The 18,837-nt window shown below is 37.9% G+C and carries 15 protein-coding genes; 8 read left to right on the forward strand and 7 right to left on the reverse strand.

All coding sequences use genetic code 11. The features are described from left to right. Positions 1-35: 35 nt before the first annotated feature. Positions 36-1,079, reverse strand: a complete 1,044-nt coding sequence (locus AC0INN_RS04380) for an AraC family transcriptional regulator (protein ID WP_273647771.1) — start codon at positions 1,077-1,079, stop codon at positions 36-38. Between the two features lie 375 nt (positions 1,080-1,454). On the opposite strand from AC0INN_RS04380, the gene AC0INN_RS04385 reads away from it, so the two are divergent. The 5 genes from AC0INN_RS04385 to AC0INN_RS04405 are packed head-to-tail and all read left to right on the forward strand — an operon-like array spanning position 1,455 to position 7,294. Next, positions 1,455-2,438, forward strand: a complete 984-nt coding sequence (locus AC0INN_RS04385; RefSeq protein ID WP_273647772.1) for an L-histidine N(alpha)-methyltransferase — start codon at positions 1,455-1,457, stop codon at positions 2,436-2,438. A gap of 20 nt (positions 2,439-2,458) precedes the next feature. Continuing rightward, positions 2,459-3,631 carry an ergothioneine biosynthesis protein EgtB gene (gene egtB, locus AC0INN_RS04390; protein WP_273647773.1) on the forward strand — a complete coding sequence of 391 codons (1,173 nt, stop codon included), beginning with the start codon at positions 2,459-2,461 and terminating at the stop codon, positions 3,629-3,631. A 9-nt stretch (positions 3,632-3,640) separates the two neighbouring features. Then, a complete protein-coding gene (locus AC0INN_RS04395) occupies positions 3,641-4,555 on the forward strand; it encodes an ABC transporter ATP-binding protein (RefSeq protein WP_273647774.1) in 915 nt (304 codons plus the stop codon). Further along, complete coding sequence (locus AC0INN_RS04400; RefSeq protein WP_306611946.1) at positions 4,555-6,120, forward strand: ABC transporter permease/substrate-binding protein; 1,566 nt, start codon at positions 4,555-4,557, stop codon at positions 6,118-6,120. Before AC0INN_RS04395 ends, AC0INN_RS04400 begins: the two co-directional genes overlap by 1 nt. Positions 6,121-6,124: 4 nt before the next feature. After that, positions 6,125-7,294 (forward strand): MalY/PatB family protein, encoded by a 1,170-nt coding sequence (locus tag AC0INN_RS04405; RefSeq protein ID WP_273647776.1) that lies wholly within the window; start codon positions 6,125-6,127, stop codon positions 7,292-7,294. A 50-nt stretch (positions 7,295-7,344) separates the two neighbouring features. Here AC0INN_RS04405 and AC0INN_RS04410 read toward each other — a convergent pair whose 3' ends face one another. From AC0INN_RS04410 to AC0INN_RS04425, 4 genes are all read right to left on the reverse strand, one after another. Further along, positions 7,345-7,590, reverse strand: a complete 246-nt coding sequence (locus AC0INN_RS04410; protein WP_306611948.1) for a redox-active disulfide protein 2 — start codon at positions 7,588-7,590, stop codon at positions 7,345-7,347. 61 nt (positions 7,591-7,651) lie between these two features. Continuing rightward, complete coding sequence (locus AC0INN_RS04415; protein WP_273647777.1) at positions 7,652-8,338, reverse strand: alpha/beta fold hydrolase; 687 nt, start codon at positions 8,336-8,338, stop codon at positions 7,652-7,654. A gap of 4 nt (positions 8,339-8,342) precedes the next feature. Then, positions 8,343-10,919, reverse strand: a complete 2,577-nt coding sequence (locus tag AC0INN_RS04420; RefSeq protein WP_273647778.1) for a phosphatidylglycerol lysyltransferase domain-containing protein — start codon at positions 10,917-10,919, stop codon at positions 8,343-8,345. Between the two features lie 117 nt (positions 10,920-11,036). Further along, a complete protein-coding gene (locus AC0INN_RS04425; protein ID WP_172283402.1) occupies positions 11,037-11,423 on the reverse strand; it encodes a Fur family transcriptional regulator in 387 nt (128 codons plus the stop codon). A 90-nt stretch (positions 11,424-11,513) separates the two neighbouring features. Here AC0INN_RS04425 and AC0INN_RS04430 point away from each other — a divergent pair, with 90 nt between their 5' ends. From AC0INN_RS04430 to AC0INN_RS04440, 3 genes are all read left to right on the forward strand, one after another. Then, positions 11,514-11,852: a MerC domain-containing protein gene (locus tag AC0INN_RS04430; protein WP_273647779.1), complete on the forward strand. Its 339-nt coding sequence runs from the start codon at positions 11,514-11,516 to the stop codon at positions 11,850-11,852. 6 nt (positions 11,853-11,858) lie between these two features. Further along, positions 11,859-13,061: a GTP-binding protein gene (locus AC0INN_RS04435; RefSeq protein WP_273647780.1), complete on the forward strand. Its 1,203-nt coding sequence runs from the start codon at positions 11,859-11,861 to the stop codon at positions 13,059-13,061. A gap of 97 nt (positions 13,062-13,158) precedes the next feature. Then, complete coding sequence (locus AC0INN_RS04440; protein WP_273647781.1) at positions 13,159-14,574, forward strand: alkaline phosphatase; 1,416 nt, start codon at positions 13,159-13,161, stop codon at positions 14,572-14,574. 173 nt (positions 14,575-14,747) lie between these two features. Here AC0INN_RS04440 and AC0INN_RS04445 read toward each other — a convergent pair whose 3' ends face one another. Both AC0INN_RS04445 and AC0INN_RS04450 read right to left on the reverse strand, forming a co-directional pair. Continuing rightward, on the reverse strand, positions 14,748-15,743 hold the full coding sequence (locus AC0INN_RS04445; RefSeq protein ID WP_306612903.1) for a phytase: 996 nt from the start codon (positions 15,741-15,743) through the stop codon (positions 14,748-14,750). 44 nt (positions 15,744-15,787) lie between these two features. After that, entirely contained in the window at positions 15,788-18,598 is a 2,811-nt protein-coding gene (locus tag AC0INN_RS04450; protein ID WP_306611952.1) for a TonB-dependent receptor, read from the reverse strand. Between the last annotated feature and the right edge of the window lie 239 nt (positions 18,599-18,837).

Below are 18,837 nucleotides of genomic sequence, written 5' to 3' on the forward strand. Positions count from 1 at the left end.
TAATTATTTTCTTTCTAACCTCTAACCTCTAACCTCTAACCTCCAATCTCAAGATTCTGCTCCTTTAAAAAGTCTCTCGGGGAACAATTCATATATTTTTTAAAATTGCGGTTAAAAGCAGTTTTGGAATTAAACCCACATTCAAATGCCAGTGAAAGAATAGTGAATTTTTGATTTTCCGGAAGGATAGCGATTCTTTTAAATTCTTCAATCCTTTGTATATTGATGTAATCGTAGAAGTTTTTGTCTTCAATGGTATTGATAACCTGAGAAAGAGTATTGGGATGTACTTCGATACTGCCGGCCAGTGTAGCCAGGTTTATTTCGGGATCTTTGAAAAGTTGTTCAGATTGCATTTTGGAAGTCAGCCTGGTGTAGATTTCCTGGATTGAGGCTTCGTTTAAAATCGATTTCTGATATTTAATCTGTTGATTTTCATTAGGCGGTGTGGTATCATCTTTTTCAGTATCTTTTATTTTTGGCTCTGGTAAATTTAAAATTCCTGCTTTGGTAATTCCGAAATAAGCCGCCAGTAATATAAAAATTACAACTGAGGTAAATGTGATTCTGTCATCTTTAAGGATAACTAAGATCCAGATTACAGCGATTCCAAAAATAAGGTAATATACCCAGTTCAAGTTGATCCTTTCAATGTTAGAATACTGTTTTGCAATACTGTCTTTGTATTTTTTTAATGATCTGATACTAAGTATGATATATGTAATTCCGGAAATATAAATAAGTATATTGATATTTTCTCTTATGTTTTGATACCTCATTCCGCCATTATGATAAATTAAAATCTTATCTTTTGTCGAAAGTAAATAGAAATCCCACAAAATAAGATACACGACCAAAGGAGGAATGAAATGCAGAATCCTCAGATATCTGCGATTGTTTTGCTGAGTAAGCGTAAGGACATATACATAAAGCATAGGTCCATGTATCAAAGGAAGAGGAATCTCTAATCCCAATAAATAGGGAGTAGTAATATTGTTTTCGGAAAAATTTAAATAAAATAATGTCAAATGAATCCCAATGATAAAGAACCATAATGCCAAAAGGTAATCTGCCATCATTTTCCTTTTCTTACCTAAAATGAGAAAAGAAGAAAAATAAGCAATAAAGATTCCTGATAAATAGAACATGTTACAATACCAAACCGAGTAATGACCAAAAATAAAATATTAAAATCATATTTCTGAGGTATATTTTATTTAACGGACATTTTTCAGGGTTGGGAGTGAATAACCTGCTATTAATAAGAACTTTTTAATATGAATTTTGACTTTTAAATTTTCATAATTTTATTAAAAAGATGGAAAATAGAATAGCTAAATCAAAATTTAAGTGTACATTTAATTATATTGAATGCGCCAAGCAACTACTTTTATGAAGAGTAATGAGGAGGACGGTAATTTGTAGTGCTTACCGAACTATAATGAAAACGTAAAATGAACTCAAACACCAATTCACAAATAAAAAACAATCACAATAAGACCGGAAATTTTTTCCTCGATGTAAAAAAAGGACTGGATAGCAATCCCAAAAGATTATCTTCAAAATATTTTTATGATGAAGTAGGAGACCGGCTTTTCCAGAAGATAATGGCAATGCCTGAATACTATCTTACCCAATGTGAGCTTGATATATTTCAAAATAAAACAGCCGATATCGCTAATCTGATAGGTTTTGACAATACTCCTTTCGATCTGATCGAACTGGGGGCAGGTGATGCTATGAAATCGACCTATCTTCTTAAATATATGATAGATAAGGGGTTGGATTTTACTTATATGCCCATTGATATTTCAGGTAATATTTTATCTGTCCTGGATCAGAAATTAAAAAAGGAGATACCTGATTTAAAAGTTACCCAGCTCGAGGGAGAATATTTTCAAATGCTCAATAAAGCGGCCTCGCTTTCCTCAAGAAGAAAAGTCATTTTGTTTTTGGGAGGGAACATCGGTAATATGGAACTCGAAGAGGCTAATGCATTTTGTATAGGATTGAAAGATCACTTGAATCCCGGAGACAGGATTCTGATAGGGTTTGATCTTAAAAAAAATCCTCACACCATCTTAAATGCCTATAACGACGCCACCGGTATAACAGCAGCTTTTAACCTTAATCTTCTTACGCGTATCAATAAGGAACTTAATGCTGATTTTAATATTGAGCAATTTCAGCATTATCAGACGTATGATCCTGTAAGCGGAGCATGCAGGAGTTATCTCGTGAGTCTGGCCGATCAGGTGGTAAATATAGATCATACGGAGATTATATTTAAGGAAAATGAACTGATAGATATGGAGGTTTCACAGAAATTTTCTGAGGCCGATATAAAAGAATTGGCAAAGAAAACGGGCTTTGAGATTGACGGAGAAATTAAAGACTCGAAGAAATGGTTTATTGACTCCGTCTGGAAGTTTAAATAAATAATAAAAAATCTAAAAAGATGATAGCAAATCCTAAGATTATTGATGCCGTAACGACTTACAGGAATATTCGCAGCCATTCGTTGGCTATTTGTGCTCCTCTTGAGACTGAAGATTTTGTCGTACAGCCTATCGTGGATGTAAGCCCGCCAAAATGGCATTTAGGACATACCACATGGTTTTTTGAAACCTTTATTCTCGTTCCGAATTTTCCGGGGTACACTGTTTTTGATCCTCAATATAATTTTGTATTCAACAGCTATTACGAAACCATAGGAGCAAGAGTCATCCGTACAGACCGGGGTAATTTGAGCCGCCCTTCAGTGGCAGATGTGTATCGCTACAGGGAATATGTGGACCGCCAGATGACTGCTTTTCTTCAGAGTGAATTTATGAACCCTTCCATTGAGCCGCTTTTGGAGCTGGGACTCAATCATGAACAACAACACCAGGAGTTGTTGCTTACGGACATCAAATATATTTTAGGTCACAATCCTCTTTTCCCGGCGTACCGGAAAGATAAGGAAGAGAGCAAGGAAATAGTTCTGACCGGTGAAATGATCAGATTAAGTGAAGGGGTGTATGAAATTGGTTTTAATGGTAATGGCTTTTGCTTTGATAACGAACTGGGAAGACATAAAGTATACCTCAACAATTTTGAAATAAGTGACCGTCTGGTTACCAATGGCGAATATCTGGAATTTATAAATGACAACGGATATAGGGATTTCAGACATTGGCATGCAGAGGGTTGGGACTGGGTGAAACAAAATGAGGTGAAATCACCGCTATATTGGCATTGGATCGATGAAAAATGGATGTATTATACCTTAGACGGTTTACAGGAAGTAGATCCTGACGAAGCGGTTTGTCACATCAATTTCTATGAAGCTTCAGCTTTTGCAGCATGGAAAGGAATGCGTCTTCCAACCGAAGCGGAGTGGGAGGTTGCTTCCGTACATTTTCAGTGGGGAGAAAGGTGGGAATGGACGGGAAGTGCTTATTTACCATATCCCGGATTTAAAAAAGAAGCGGGTGCCGTAGGCGAGTATAACGGAAAGTTTATGGTCAATCAAATGGTTTTAAGAGGGGCTTCCGAAGCTACACCGAAAGGGCATAGCAGAAATACATACAGGAATTTCTTTCATGCAAGTCTTCAGTGGCAGTTTACAGGAATAAGATTAGCGAGATAAGTCCTGCCTATGATTAAAGTAGAATCACTCACCAAAAAATTTGATGACCGGATTGCCGTTGATCATATCTCTTTCGAAGCACAGGATAAAGAAATTCTGGTGCTTCTCGGAACAAGCGGTTGTGGAAAAACCACAACCCTGAAAATGATCAACCGTCTGATAGAAGCTGATTCTGGTGATATCTGGATTGACGGACAAAATATTCTTGAAAAGAAACCGGAAGAACTCCGCATGCATATTGGCTTTGTTATGCAGCATGCCGGGCTTTTTCCTCATTATAACATCCGCCGGAATATTGCTGTGGTTCCCGAGCTGCTCAAATGGGAGAAAAAGAAGATCAGAAGCAGAACGGAAGAACTTATGGAAAAGCTTCACCTGCCGGAAGAACTGCTTTCCCGTTTTCCCCAGGAATTAAGCGGCGGACAGCAGCAACGGGTCGGGATCGCAAGAGCTTTAATAGCAGATACCCCAATATTATTAATGGATGAGCCTTTTGGAGCATTAGATAATATTACTAAAGCGGATATTCATTCTGAATTTAAATCATTAGAGGAACTTAAAAATAAAACCATTATTCTTGTTACACATGATGTACAGGAAGCCTTCGAGCTGGGGCAAAGGATCTGCCTTATGAATGAAGGAAAGATTGTCCAGATCGGAACTCCCAAGGAAATGCTCTATCATCCTGCCGGGGATTTTGTGAAAAATTTCTTTGCAGAAAACAGGCTTTTGCTTGAATATAAAGTTGCCACGCTGGATAATATAAGTCCTTTTCTTGAACAGAACGAAAGTTTGAGGGAAGAATTTGATAGAAAGGAAAATGTGTGGAATATTTTACAGAAACTCAGTGCAGATAAAAGCTATTCGGATCAGTACGAAAAACTGAGCGAGGCATTTAACCTTTACAGAAAAGCACAGGCATAATGACACAGCAGAACCTCTGGCAATTTATTGCCGAACAGCAGGATAAACTTCTTCTCCAGATTATACAGCATCTTGGGCTTACTTTTGTATCATTACTCCTGGCAATAATTGTGGGTGTTCCGTTAGGAATATTCATCGCCAGAAAGAAATTATTTGCCAACCCTGTCCTGGGAACTGCCGGTATACTGCAAACCATTCCGAGTATAGCTTTACTTGGATTTATGATTCCTGCCTTTGGCATCGGGGCTACTCCAGCCATTGTAGCATTACTGATATATGCCCTTCTACCAATTATACGGAATACCTATACTGGAATTACGGGAGTAGATCCTTCGGTTGTAGAAGCTGCCCAGGCAATGGGAATGAACAAAAAACAGCTCTTGTTCAAAGTAGAGCTTCCATTGGCAATGCCTGTAATCATTGCAGGAATAAGGACAGCCGCAGTAATCAATGTAGGTGTGGCAACTTTAGCCTCATTTGTTGCGGCAGGAGGATTAGGAGAATTTATATTTGGAGGAATCTCCCTTAATAATACCAATATGATTTTAGCAGGAGCCATCCCGGCTGCGTTACTGGCTATTATCCTGGATCAGCTGATTGCTGTTTTACAGAAATCCGGCTATAGGAGGCTTCGTAAGATGCTGTTCATTATTCCCATAGTTTTGGTTATTATTGGAGGTGTATATGTGTTTAATTCCTACTCCGGAACCAAGCTTAAAGCAGGTTTTACGCCTGAATTTATGGGAAGGCAGGATGGAGATATTGGCTTGAGATCAGTATACGGGCTTAATGCCAAACCACTTATTGTAAGTGATGCCATTATGTATAAAGCAGCTTACGATAAGGAACTGGATCTCATAAGTGGATATTCTACAGACGGAAGGATTAAAGCCTATGATCTGTATGTACTGGAGGACGATAAAAAAATATTTCCACCGTATTTTGCCGCACCCATTATAAAGACAAAAACATTACAAAAGTTTCCGCAGCTGCAAGAAACGCTCAATTTGCTGGCAGGAAAATTCAATGACTCTGTCATGACGGATCTTAATTATCGGTCTGATTACCTCCACCAAACCCCGGAAAAAATTGCAAAGGACTTCCTGAAGCAGCATGATCTTTTCAAAAATTCCCGAAAAGGGAATGGAGGGACGGTGCGGATCGGCTCCAAAATTTTTGGAGAGCAATATATTCTTACAGAAATGTATAAGATGCTTATTGAAGGCAATACGGATTATAAAGTAGAAACCAAAACAGGCTTGGGAGGAACGAAAATTTGTTTCGATGCATTAGTTAATGATGCCATTGATTTCTATCCTGAATATACGGGAACAGGCCTTTTGGTCCTTTTAAAACCTTCGGAAACAATTTTAAAAGAGGTGAGCCCAAGTCCTGAAAAAACCTACAACTATGTAAACGCGGAATTTAAAAAACAATATGGTATAGAATGGCTTCAGCCTTTAGGGTTTAATAATTCCTACGCCCTGATGATGCGACGGGAACAGGCCCGGCAATTAAACATAAAAAATATTTCAGATCTCAAAAACTATCTAGATACTCCTTAATTCAATGACTTATAATTTCGACGAAATAATCTCCAGACGAGGCACCAATTCCATCAAATGGGATTCTGTGGCAGATGATAATGTACTCCCCATGTGGGTGGCTGATATGGACTTTAAAACCCCTCCTGAAATCATAAATGCTCTTTCACGGAAAGCTGAACAGGGAATGTTTGGATATAGCTTTACTCCCCATGCACTTTATGATGCAATTATCAGTTGGTGGGAAACAAGTCATGAGGTCAGTTTAAAAAAAGAATGGCTGCTTCCTGTTCCGGGAATGATTCCGGTAATTTCTGCTATTGTAAGAACATACCTTCAGCCGGGAGATCATATTATAGTACAATCACCTGTATACAACCATTTTTTTTTACTGATTGAAAATTGCGGATGCCATGCGGTTGAAAATCATCTGATCTACGAAAACGGAAACTATCAGATTGATTTTGAAGACCTCGAAATGAAGGCTTCAGACCCTCAGAATAAAATGCTGCTGCTTTGTAGTCCCCACAACCCTGTAGGAAGAGTATGGACAAGACAGGAACTGGAAAAAATAGCTTCAATATGTTCGAGACATAATGTGATGGTTATCTCTGATGAAATTCACGCCGATATCGTGTATAAAGAAAACAAGCATGTGCCATTTCTTTCTGTAGCGGAAGATTATGATCTACTTTCTGTAACCTGCGGTTCTCCCTGTAAAACATTTAATTTGTCCAGCCTGCCTGTGTCATATGTTATTACTAAAGATCAGGAGTTTAAAAAACAAATTTCAAAAATATTATCCGTACAGGAGACTTATGGTATCAATCCATTTGCGGCTGAAGCTTTAATTGCTGCCTATACACATGGAAGGGACTGGATGGAGGAATTAAAAGAATATTTGTATAATAATTATCTGTTTTTAAAAGATTTCTGCAAAGATCATTTACCCAATATAACCATTGGCCTATTACAGGCGACCTACCTTGTATGGCTGGATTGCCGGATTTTGGGTAAAGGATCTGAAGAACTTTCAAAACTCCTGTTTAAGGAAGAAAAATTGTGGCTGAATCCGGGAACAATGTATGGCAGTTCCGGGGAAGGTTTTTTGCGAATGAACATTGCCTGTCCCAGAGAAGTTTTGGAAGAAGGTTTAAAACGGTTTGAAAAATATATCAATAAGAAACGGGATTAACTTATATTCCTATTTTAAAAGCCTTTCAATAATTCTGGAAGGCTTTTATTTTATAGATTTCTATCGGCCTTTTCTTTTTTAAGTTGCTTCCATTTATTAATATTTACAATTAAAATAGGAACCAGAGCGATAGGAATCACGGCCAAAGCACTGAATTTGTGTTTGAATGTTATAAAAAGATTACTAAAGAATAAAAGTGGAATAGCAACCATAAGCAAAATGGTTATTGCTTTTGAATTTTTTTCCTGATTAATGAGTTCCTCATTGGTGTATTCTGTTATTGGTTTATTTTTCATATTATTTTTTGTTGATGACTTCAAGGTTATTAATTTTTCCAACCGGTGCGGTCGCTGTATTTTATAAATTAAGATTGATAAAGTTGGCCAGCATCTTCGTATTATTTCCGTAATGATGGTTTCCCGGAATATGTTTCATCTTATAATTACTACCCAGCTTTATTTCATAATACGGAAAATGGGCAAATTCAAAATCACTTACAATAAGCAGTACAGGAACTGTTCCCATTTTGTTGATCTCCGGGATGACCTGTACACTTCCTTTGGGCTCAACTCCAAAATATTCATCCAGGTGAATCTGAAAGTCATTGCTTTTGGAAGGCCCCATAATAAATACTTTTTGGATCTTGCTTTTCAGATCAGGAGTAAAACGGTTATATACAAATGGAGTTACATCAGCACCAAATGAAAACCCAAGAAGAACTACTTTTTGATTTTTCCGTCCCTGCAATTGCTGGTTGATGTAATTCTCTATATCTCCGGAAGTTTGTTCCGGTGTTTTTTTATTCCAGAAGTAAGCCTTCGTGTCCAAAGCAAACACATCATACCCTAATTTGTGGAGATCTGTACCCAGGCCTTTTGTAAAAGTATTAAAGCCGGCGTCGCCACTGATGTAAAAGATAACAGGTTTGTCGGTGTTTGAATTCCATTCCGTTATTTTGAAGTCATTATCTTTTTGACAGCCTGAAAAAATGATCAGTAGGGATAATGATAGGAGATTGCCGAATTTTCGTAGTCTATTCATCATTTTTCTATGGTTTCATCACTTTATTTAATGCCGTTGGTATCTGGAGCAGTTCAAAATCACTGTTATAAACAAGATACTGATCTTCCCAGAGACTGGCATATTTCTCTTTAAAGTTTCGCAGTGTTTGATAATGTTTAAAGCTACCGACCCTCTGATATGCAAACTTCATGATATCCTCAGCCGTATTATGGGTCTGTTGTATCCCTGCCATTGGAGTCATTCCCATGTTTATGTATTTCAGGTTTTTGCTTTTGGCATATTCTACAAGTTTTACGATCAGTACATCAGTACTGCCGTTGGGAGCATCTTCAGTTTTTCTGATCATATCATAGCTGCACTCGTCAGGAGCACAATGGGGAATTATATTCAGAAATGCAACGCATCGTCCGTTATTATCAGAAATGGTAATAAGATCCTGGTTTCTTACCGTATCGCGATCAAACATTCCCTCTGCAAAAACAATTTCCTTTTTATCAAATTCCCTGAGCCATTCATCAGAAACACTTTGGATCTGGTCTATAGTTTTATCATCCTGAGGCGCATATCGTATTTCCGTAATATAACCGGACTTTTCAACCGCATTGATGCCATTCCTGATCGTCTTTTTATCTTTTCCTGTAAGCGTAAAACCTTCAGCATCCAGGATGGCATCCTGACCGATAAACAATTTTTGTTTTTTTAAGGGATTAAAATAAATAATACCACTTTCACTCACTCTGTAATAGCAGGTTTTTAAATTGTTTTTCTTACAGAACAGATCGAATTCCCTGATCAGGTCTGTTTTGTGATGTTCAGCGCATACGGGCTCTTCGAGAACAACTGCAAATCCATTCGCCGTACGAAAAGACACAACCCCATTAATTTCTTCAGAAAAATAAAACTCCTTTTCTTTGGCCAACTTAAAATAATCCAATGAAGATGTTCCGAATTCTTCTATCAGCTGTTTAGCGTTAATGGCATTTTCTTTCTCATCTTTCACGACCCAGGAATGAGTTCTGTAAAACGAAAGAATGAGCACCAACCAGGAAATTACCCCAAGAATATAGTTAAGGTTCTGGAAATCCCGTGCAAATCCGGTAAGAGGGGTAAGTCCCGAATCTTTGAACAGCAGGAATGTGTACAATGTATAATAAAGGGCTTCTTTCTTTGTAAAATCAATGCCGAAATGGGATTTACTGATAAAGTAAAAGCTGAAATAGTTGAAAATAAGGATAATGGTGAATATTCCTAAAAACCAGCTGAAACCTCTTTGTAAAGAAACGATTTTAGTCGTAAAGATATACTCCTTTCTGCTGTACCAGAGAAGTCCCAAAGTAAATGCAGAAAATAAGGCCTCCTCATAGTCAAGTGCTTTAGACAAATTAAAAATAATGGATACTATGGTGAGTACTACTGCAAAATACCAGGCTCTTTTATATCCCCGGAAAAGATTAGCGGAGGTTACAAGCAGCAAGACCCCGGAAATGAGCGTGATCATTTTGGAAATATGGATCAGCTCCCAGGGCAGATACCCTTTCAGGATGTGTAAACGATCCGTAAGGGCTGGAGTAATTACCGAAAGGATATTGATGATGCCCAATAAAAAAATCATAACTACAGGTAAAATACGGGCCAATAGTTTCCGTCCGCTCCATAGGTAAGCAAAAATCCCAAGAACCAATGGAATCCAGAATTCAAAAAAACGGTAGAGCAGAGTAATGCCTAAACCGTCAGCGTGGCTGTATCCGAAGTTCGTAAGAATATAGGTAAGCGAAAACTCCACGGCTCCCAAGCCACGGAGGAAAGGGGAGACGATCATCAGTAGAATCGAAACAACATACGATATCGCTGCAGCAGAAAATGATGCCGGAACTCCGAAAGCATACATGGCAATCAGGAGATGGAAAACACCACAGAATTCAATAAGTACTGAAACTAAAATAGTGATCCAGAAATACTTTCTGTCGATTTCATTATTGAATATCTCATCTATGGAAGCAATGAATTTAGGAAATTTCCGATCCAGAAACTGGTAGAAGGAATTTTTCTTACGGAACGAAACGAATACTGAATAACTGCCTAAAAGAATAGCAGCCAAGACAATAATCCCCACCCAGCTGTCATTGAAGCTTTTATTGATCAGGACTGCGTAAGCAATTAACGGGATTCCTACGATCATTACCGTTAGTAATCCTACAAATCCATAAATTGCACTTGCCTGATGGATCTTGGAGGATTTATATCCTTTTGTTCTGATATTCCTGGGAAGGTATGCCAGCGAGCTTACACCTCCGGCAGGAAGAAATACACTGAGAAAGTTTCGTTTTAAAAATAAAACGGTGGCATCAGATATCCCTACATTCAGTTGGGTTGCACGAAAGCTCGTTACATACATTAAACCTTGGAGCAGGACATAAATCAATGTTAAAAGTATACCTGTCAGAACCCAGCTTAATTTTGAGTTTTGCAATTGAGGGCCTATGGTTGCGAGTTCGTGTCTTTCACTGCGGAAAAATACGAAGGCCAGTAATAAAATAATAACTGCCAGAAATTCTTTCCAACGAACCAGCCTGAAGATTTTTGAAAATTTTATGTTTTTCATATTCGTGATATAGAACCCTTTCATGTATTTTTTACGCTGAAATGTCCTGAAATCAAAAATAAATAAAAAACGTGTAGCAATTCACAGATATTTTACTTTATTTAAAGTAACCTGTTGTTAGTTCTGATAGCATTTCGGACAGATTCCACTTACCACAAAATTGTAGCTTTTGGCAACAAAGTGTTTAGGGAGTGTTATTTCAGGAACCACATTTTCTATGCATGTTACAGACAAGCATTTTTCACAATTAAAGTGAATATGATTATGAGAGTGATCATTTTCTGTGCAATGATGGCATTTTGCGTAATTTACAACACCATCCACATTAACGATCTTATGGATTTTTCCTTCCTCTTCAAGACGGTCGAGCACGCGGTAAGTGGTAACACGGTTGCACAGATCCCCGATTTTTTCCTGGATAGCAGTGTGAGATAATGCGCTGTCAGAGCTATTAATAATGTTTAATATTTCTGTTTTGGCCTGGGTGTTTCTGACTTGTTTCATGATTTTATTGCAACTTTGTTGCATTAATTAAAATTAATATCTACATTTGCAACAAAGTTACGATAAGTATTTTAAACTTAAATATCATTTATGAAATCAAAAATTTTAGATGCAGTAGGTATTTCCGCAGCGGTTTTATGCCTGATTCATTGTATTGTCTTTCCTTTACTGATGATCGTTCCCCTTGGAATATCCCACAATCCCTATATCGATCTGGCGTTTCTGCTCATCGGAGCCATCGTAGTTTATAGAGTCACGAAGAAAATCTCAAAAACATGGCTGAAATGGTGGTTTTGGATCTCCATTCTTTTAATCTCCGTGTCTGTATTGGTAGACCTGATTTTTGAAATCCATATTCCTTTAATATATGTTGGAGCTGCAGGTTTAATTGCAGGCCATATTTTCAATTTTAATAATCATCAACATTAACCTATTATGGAGAATAAACTTCCCGTAACCGTGCTCAGCGGATTTCTTGGTGCCGGAAAAACGACATTACTGAATCACGTTTTACACAATAAAGAAGGTTTAAAAGTAGCGGTAATCGTTAATGATATGAGTGAAATCAATATCGATGCACGCCTTGTAGAAAATCAGGGTACATTATCCCGTACAGAAGAGAAGCTGGTGGAAATGAGTAATGGCTGTATCTGCTGTACTCTTCGCGAAGATCTGATGATTGAAGTAGAACGGCTGGCAAAAGAGAAAAGATTTGATTATCTCTTAATTGAAAGCACCGGTATCAGTGAGCCTGTTCCAGTAGCACAAACTTTTACCTATGCAGATGAGGAAAACGGGATTGATCTTTCCGCATTCAGCTATGTAGATACAATGGTTACTGTAGTGGATTGCTTTAATTTTTTTAAAGATTTTGGCTCCAACGAGTTATTAATGGACCGCGATCTTACTGATATGGAAGGTGATTTCCGTACGATCGTAAATCTGCTGACGGATCAGATAGAGTTTGCCAATGTAATCATATTGAATAAGACGGATATGGTAAACTCAGAAACTATTGGCTTTTTAAAAGCAACCATCGGAAAGTTGAATCCTGCTGCAAGGATTATCACTTCTGAATTTGGGAAAGTAGCTCCCGGGGAAATACTGAATACTCATTTATTTGATTTTGAAGAAGCCCAACAATCTGCCGGATGGCAGAAAGAGCTGGAAGCAGAACATCATACTCCGGAAACTGAAGAATATGGAATAGGATCATTTGTTTTCAGAAACAAAAAGCCATTCCATCCGATGAGGTTATGGACCTATCTGAACGAACAATATCCGGAAGGTGCTTTACGGGCAAAAGGTTTATTCTGGCTTGCTTCACGTCCTGATGACGCATTGAACTTTTCGCAGGCAGGCGGTTCTTTCCGTCTTGAAAAAGCAGGAGTATGGTGGTCCAGTATGCCTATGAGCAATAGAGTGCAGTATTCTTCATTTCTGCAAAATCAGGAATTTATAGAAAGCCGGTGGGATAAAAACTGGGGGGACCGCATCAATGAATTGGTCTTTATCGGGCAGAATTTAGATCAGGAAAAGATGATGGCAGATCTGGAGTATTGTCTCTTAACCGGAGATGAAAAGAAAATGTTTGATGAATCTGTAATTTTTCAGGATCCTTTTCCGCAGAATATATGATCAATTCTGTTAAAATTAAATTTACAATTAATTAATGCAACATTGTTTCATTATTAAATTTTAATTATCTATATTGCATCGTGAAATGTTAATGAAAATGAACAGACGAAAGTTTCTAAAAGGTTCGGCATTGCTTTCCGGATTGTTTGCAATTAATCCGGTTAATGTTCTGGCCACCGAACCTGCTGTAAAACCCAAATCCTACAAAAAAGCTAAGAATATCATTTTTATGGTAAGCGATGGAATGAGTTCCGGAACACTGGCGTTAGCGAACCTGTATTCCCAGAATATCCTTGGGAAAAGTGGAAACTGGATCAATTTATATAAAGAAAATAAAGTATCCAGAGCATTGATGGATACTGCCTCTGCGAGTTCAATTGTTACCGATTCTGCTGCTGCAAGCTCATCTTTCGGTGGTGGGTTCAGGGTAAAGAATGGCGTACTAAATATCGGCGCTAATGGTGAAAAATATGTTCCCATCTGGCAGAAATTTAAAAAAGCGGGTAAAAAAACAGGATGTGTCACTACTGTAACCATTACCCATGCCACACCTGCCGGCTTTTGTATCAATTCAGCCAGCAGGAATGCCGAGCCTGAAATTGCGGAAATGTATGCTGAAATAGGATTTGACGTGATGATGGGGGGAGGAGATGAATTTTTTAATCCCGCGAAAAGAGAAGACAAAAAAGATGTATACGGTTTGTATAAACAAAAAGGATATCAGATTCTAAAAAACCGTTCGGATCTGCAGAATATCGATAAAAGCAAACCGGTATTAGGAGTATTCAATACAGGAGCACTACCTTATTCAATTGATAGGGCTAATATAGCAGCTTTACAATCTACACCAACAATTGCTGAGATGGCAAAGACGGCAATAGACCAGATGAAAGATCATAAAGAAGGTTTTGTGCTTCAGATTGAAGGAGGTAAGGTGGACTGGTCTGCACATGCAAATGATGTTGCGGCACTTATCCATGATCAGATTGCTTTCGAAGAAGCTGTAAAAGTAGCTGTTGATTTTGCTGAAAAAGATAAGAACACATTGGTTATTATCACCACAGATCACGGCAATGCCAATCCGGGAACAATTTATGGCGCGGATGCTACCCGAAACTTCAATACTATTGCCCATTATAAATTCACCAATGAATATGTCCTGAATGCAATCCATCCCGATTTTAACCTGCAGCAAACGAAAGACTGGATCTATGAGACCAACGCCATAAGCCTGGCTGATGATGAAGCTAAAAGTCTTTTAAGTTTCTACACCAGTCTTGATAAAGAAGGTGGGTTATATAATTATAAAAAGCTTCCCTTTAAACTGTATTCGGAAATTCAGAAAAAGCATAATTCTGTTGGCTGGATCAGCATGGATCACTCGGGTGATTATGTGGAACTTGCCATGTTCGGGCCGGGAAGTGAACTGCTAAAACCTTTCGTAAAAAACACAGATTTACATTATATCATGCTTGAAGCCACAGAGCTTTCAGCACATACCGGTAAGCTTTGATCTTGCGGTATCCGGATTTCAGAATAAATATTTTTTTTTCATATTTATATCTTTTGGTGGAAAGAAGCCTTTACGTAATAGTAAAGGCTTCTTGTTTTTCTATATTAAAAATAGATTTCAACCGTGGTATTTCAATGATGAATATATTTTACATCAGTTATCCATACTGAAAATCAGTTCTTTATCTGGCTTTTAATTCTATCTTCAATCGTTCTCCAGTCATACAGATGAAAAACCTTTCCGTTGCTCATTGCTACAAACATCCCTTTTGGAAACTTTGGACCAAGGTTTACGTTTGTAACCTCCGAACCATCGCTTTCACTGGTTGAAACCGGAATTTCTGCAATCTTTCCTTTTGACGGATTTTCCCTCATATAGACGTTGAAAGTATCTTTTTGCTGGTTGGAAACAAGGATATATCCATTCTTTGAAGAAGTAGGGTAGATGGAAATTCCTTCCACATCAGATGTGAAATCACCCTTTCCGAAAACCAGAAGTTCCTCATTTCCTTTAGATGGATCTGCATAATACTGATGCACCCCGAATTGTTCATCAGAATAATAAATATATCCTGCTTCATCATCCACCGCAATGCTTTCTATTTCTTTCAAGCCACTGTATTTTCCAAACTTCCGTACAACCTCGCCCGTAATTTTCCCTTCTTTTTCGGTTAATTTATATTGCCACAAATAGCCATCTGCCGGTCCGGATTTTCTTCCGACAACAGCAAAAAAATCGCCTGTTTCAGGGTTTTTATAAAGAGAAATTCCCATGGGAGATCGCTCTTTTTCACCATCAAAAACAGGGAATGCACCAACTTCCTTTAATTCAGGAAGAGAATAAAGTCTAACTGTATTCGTTTCCCTTTCTGTAACGGCAGCAAAATCTATTGTATTTCCGTGTAAATAAAATCCATATTCGAGATCTACATTATTCGGACGTTTTAAGCCCGTAACTTTGTTAATGATCTTTCCATTCAGGTCGAAAGCATACAGCCCGCCATTGGTATCCTTATCGGTACCTATGATAATGCTTTTTGAAGCATCTTCCGGATTGATCCAGATAGCCGGGTCATCGGTATCATAACCGACCTGTTCTGTAATAACAGTTGGTTCTATTTTTTTTCCCAATTCATTTTGTCCTGCACAATTAATGAGCAAAGGTAACATGATGAGAGCAACACGTGTATTTATCTTTATCATTCTGTATAACATTAAAAATCAAACTTTACACCCATCGTAAACCGGGGCCTGTAATATTCTACCTGAGCTGTTCTGCTTTGAATTCCCTGATAGTACCTTAACGGCTGATTCGTTAAATTATTGGCTTCAGCAAATACTCTCAGCTGGCTGGTAATTTTGAATGAGGCATTTGCGTCAAGGAACAACTGCTTGTCATAATAGCGGTCATCGAACGAATTTCCACCCAGTTCATCAATATAAGAAGATGCATAATTCATAGAAACCCTTGCTGAAAAACGTTTATTTTCCCACGACAGAGATCCGTTGAACATGTGGGGAGCTGCTCCCGGTAATCCTACATCTGTTCTTTCCACACCTTCTTCGTTCGTAATTCCTTTGGCTTTGGATTTAGTATAGGTATAATTAACATATACTCCAAGACCCTTCCAGAATGCCCCCGGAATAAAGTCCAGCTGTCTCTGTAAAGCGACCTCAAAACCATAGATGTCTACATTATCTCCATTTCTTTGTTGCGTAAATCTCCAGTTACTCTCCCCGTCAGGAATAGGATTGGTCTGACCTGTAAAATCTTGTGAAAAATCCGCCGCTGTATAGTTTTTTCTGGAATAGGTATAAATAAAGTCTTTCAGGTTTTTATAAAAGACACCTCCTGAAAGAATCCCCACTGATTTAAAGTACTTTTCTGCCATGAAATCGAAATTATACGCATATGTTGCTTTAAGATTTGGATTTCCTGCAGATATCAGCTCATCTGCCGAAATAACGTTTAAGAAAGGTACGAGTGCATAATAATTAGGACGTGCCAAAGCCGTAGTAAAAGCAGCCCGGAAAACAAGATTCTGTTCCGGAACATATTTGAAGGAAATATTAGGTAAAATATTAGTGTATGTGTTTTTATTATTGATCTTTCCTACAAGATTTTCTTCATCCATTACATAGTTTCCTGTATAATCAATTGTGGTCGTTTCAAGACGCGCACCGGCAATCATAGAGAATTTGTCACTGAGATCCTGATCCCATCGGATATATCCGGCATATATATGCTCTTTTGCACGGTAGTTACTGGAAAGGAATTCTTCCGGCTTAAGTTCTCCTTTAAATAGATTGGGATTAAACAGATCCAGTCCTCCCATGTACGACGTACTTACAAAAGCCCCCGGAACATAATTACCCGGCTGAAAGTTATAACCATCAAAATAGGTAGTTGGAACCGTTAAAAGACTTCCCAAACTGTTAAGCGGTTCAAAAGCATAATAATCATTTTCTCTTTCTTTTTGTTTTATACGTAAACGCGCTCCCACACGTAATCTTCCTTTCTGATCCTCAATCACAGAAAGTGGGAAACGTAGATTTACTTTTGCTCCGAATTCCTTTTCCTGGGTGAAACTGTTGGAATCAGAAAGATCACTTAATTTATAACTCCCGAGATTATCTGATGTTGCAGGATTGATCATTGGTCTTTCCGGATCACTGAGGTCACTCAGGAAATTTACGTTTTTACGTTCAAACTCTATATGTCGTTCATGAGGCTTTTTTTCACTGGCGGTAGCATAATTCATAGACCAGTCCAGATCAATTTTGGAACCCAGGAGATGTTCTCCTCTTAATGCATAGTTCTGAACTTTCTGTTTTTCAAGACGCGTATTATCGTTAGCAGCATCTCCACCTTTATCTTGTCTCGTAATACTTCCGCTCCATCCTGTGATTTCAGTTTCATCCGTATTATACACAGGTTTTATTTTGTAGCCCAAAGCATACCTGTTTTCCTTATCATTCCTGAAATTATACATTGCAGAAGCATAAATTTTGTTTTTCGAATTGAATTCATAATCCATATTCAGGTCAAAACTATGTCGTATACGATGTTCATTATAATAACGAACTCCCATTTTACTGACATAGGCTGTCTTTGCAATATCTTCGGCAAGGCTCCAGGTCGGTTCTATATTATCCGATCCGAAATTGTTATTATTATAGGAAAAACTAAAAACGGCACCCAGTTTATTATTCAGAAATCGGTTTCCATATACGAAGCCTGCGGTATAATTTCCCTTTTCACGAATCGGATTGTATCCGCCTGCTAATGTTGCGGAAATTCTTTGCCCGTTAGGTGAAGCTCTTGTAATAAGATTTACAGATCCACCTATTGCATCCGCATCCATATCCGGCGTCAATGTTTTGTTGACTTCAATTGTTGCAATCATATCGGACGGAATCAGATCCATTTGAACATTTCTGTTATCACCTTCTGCAGATGGGATACGGTCACCGTTTAAAGTCACCGAATTCAGATTGGGAGCGAGCCCTCGGATGATAAGATTTCTTGCTTCCCCCTGGTCATTCTGTATCGTAATTCCAGGAACTCTTTTCAAAGCATCCCCAATATTGGCATCCGGAAAACGCCCAATCTGATCAGAAGAGATTACATTGGTAATATTGGCATTATTCTTTTGTTTATTCAGGGCTCTGGCCTGGTTCCGTAAAGTGGCCCCGGTTACCACAACCTCTTTAATCTGGGTTTCTTTTCTGGTAAAAATGATGTTTTGTCTGGTGTTTTTATCTGCTTCCACCACAATGTTGTATTCATTACTGCCATATCCCATATAATCTACCTTCATTGTATAATTTCCCGCAGGAACATTCAGGAAAACAAAATTTCCATGCTCATCCGATGTCGTATAAATGTTTCCAGGTGCAAGGGAGATCTTTGCTCCCGGTAATGTAATTTTCGAATCATCATTGATATTTCCGGAAACGGTCCCGGATTGTGCATAAAAATAGATGGATGCACACAATAGAACAGACGTTAAAATTTTCTTCACTTTAGTATATTAATTCTCAGTGTAAAAATAGGTTCTAAAGCTTGGAACGGGCTGAAATTAAGATGAACGTTGCTTTAATAAATTATTAATAATATGTGAGTTTTTATGTTTAAATTTTAATGTAATTATAAACAAATAAAGTTGTTTTTTAATTAAATGGATAGGACTTGAACTAAAAGCATATGGAATGTCTTACAATGAAATATAAGAATGGTTTTTATATTAAAATGTGAATTAAC

The organism is Chryseobacterium subflavum (genome assembly GCF_055762745.1).

What these genes read in the sequence shown, in the direction of transcription:
- AC0INN_RS04430 (WP_273647779.1), top strand. Translation starts at nt 11,514, where the DNA reads ATGAAATCAAAAATTTTAGATGCAGTAGGTATTTCCGCAGCGGTTTTA.
- AC0INN_RS04415 (WP_273647777.1), bottom strand. Translation starts at nt 8,338, where the DNA reads ATGATGAATAGACTACGAAAATTCGGCAATCTCCTATCATTATCCCTA.
- AC0INN_RS04395 (WP_273647774.1), top strand. Translation starts at nt 3,641, where the DNA reads ATGATTAAAGTAGAATCACTCACCAAAAAATTTGATGACCGGATTGCC.
- AC0INN_RS04420 (WP_273647778.1), bottom strand. Translation starts at nt 10,919, where the DNA reads ATGAAAAACATAAAATTTTCAAAAATCTTCAGGCTGGTTCGTTGGAAA.
- AC0INN_RS04400 (WP_306611946.1), top strand. Translation starts at nt 4,555, where the DNA reads ATGACACAGCAGAACCTCTGGCAATTTATTGCCGAACAGCAGGATAAA.
- AC0INN_RS04380 (WP_273647771.1), bottom strand. Translation starts at nt 1,079, where the DNA reads ATGATGGCAGATTACCTTTTGGCATTATGGTTCTTTATCATTGGGATT.
- AC0INN_RS04410 (WP_306611948.1), bottom strand. Translation starts at nt 7,590, where the DNA reads ATGAAAAATAAACCAATAACAGAATACACCAATGAGGAACTCATTAAT.
- AC0INN_RS04405 (WP_273647776.1), top strand. Translation starts at nt 6,125, where the DNA reads ATGACTTATAATTTCGACGAAATAATCTCCAGACGAGGCACCAATTCC.
- egtB (WP_273647773.1), top strand. Translation starts at nt 2,459, where the DNA reads ATGATAGCAAATCCTAAGATTATTGATGCCGTAACGACTTACAGGAAT.
- AC0INN_RS04435 (WP_273647780.1), top strand. Translation starts at nt 11,859, where the DNA reads ATGGAGAATAAACTTCCCGTAACCGTGCTCAGCGGATTTCTTGGTGCC.
- AC0INN_RS04445 (WP_306612903.1), bottom strand. Translation starts at nt 15,743, where the DNA reads ATGTTACCTTTGCTCATTAATTGTGCAGGACAAAATGAATTGGGAAAA.
- AC0INN_RS04440 (WP_273647781.1), top strand. Translation starts at nt 13,159, where the DNA reads ATGAACAGACGAAAGTTTCTAAAAGGTTCGGCATTGCTTTCCGGATTG.
- AC0INN_RS04425 (WP_172283402.1), bottom strand. Translation starts at nt 11,423, where the DNA reads ATGAAACAAGTCAGAAACACCCAGGCCAAAACAGAAATATTAAACATT.
- AC0INN_RS04385 (WP_273647772.1), top strand. Translation starts at nt 1,455, where the DNA reads ATGAACTCAAACACCAATTCACAAATAAAAAACAATCACAATAAGACC.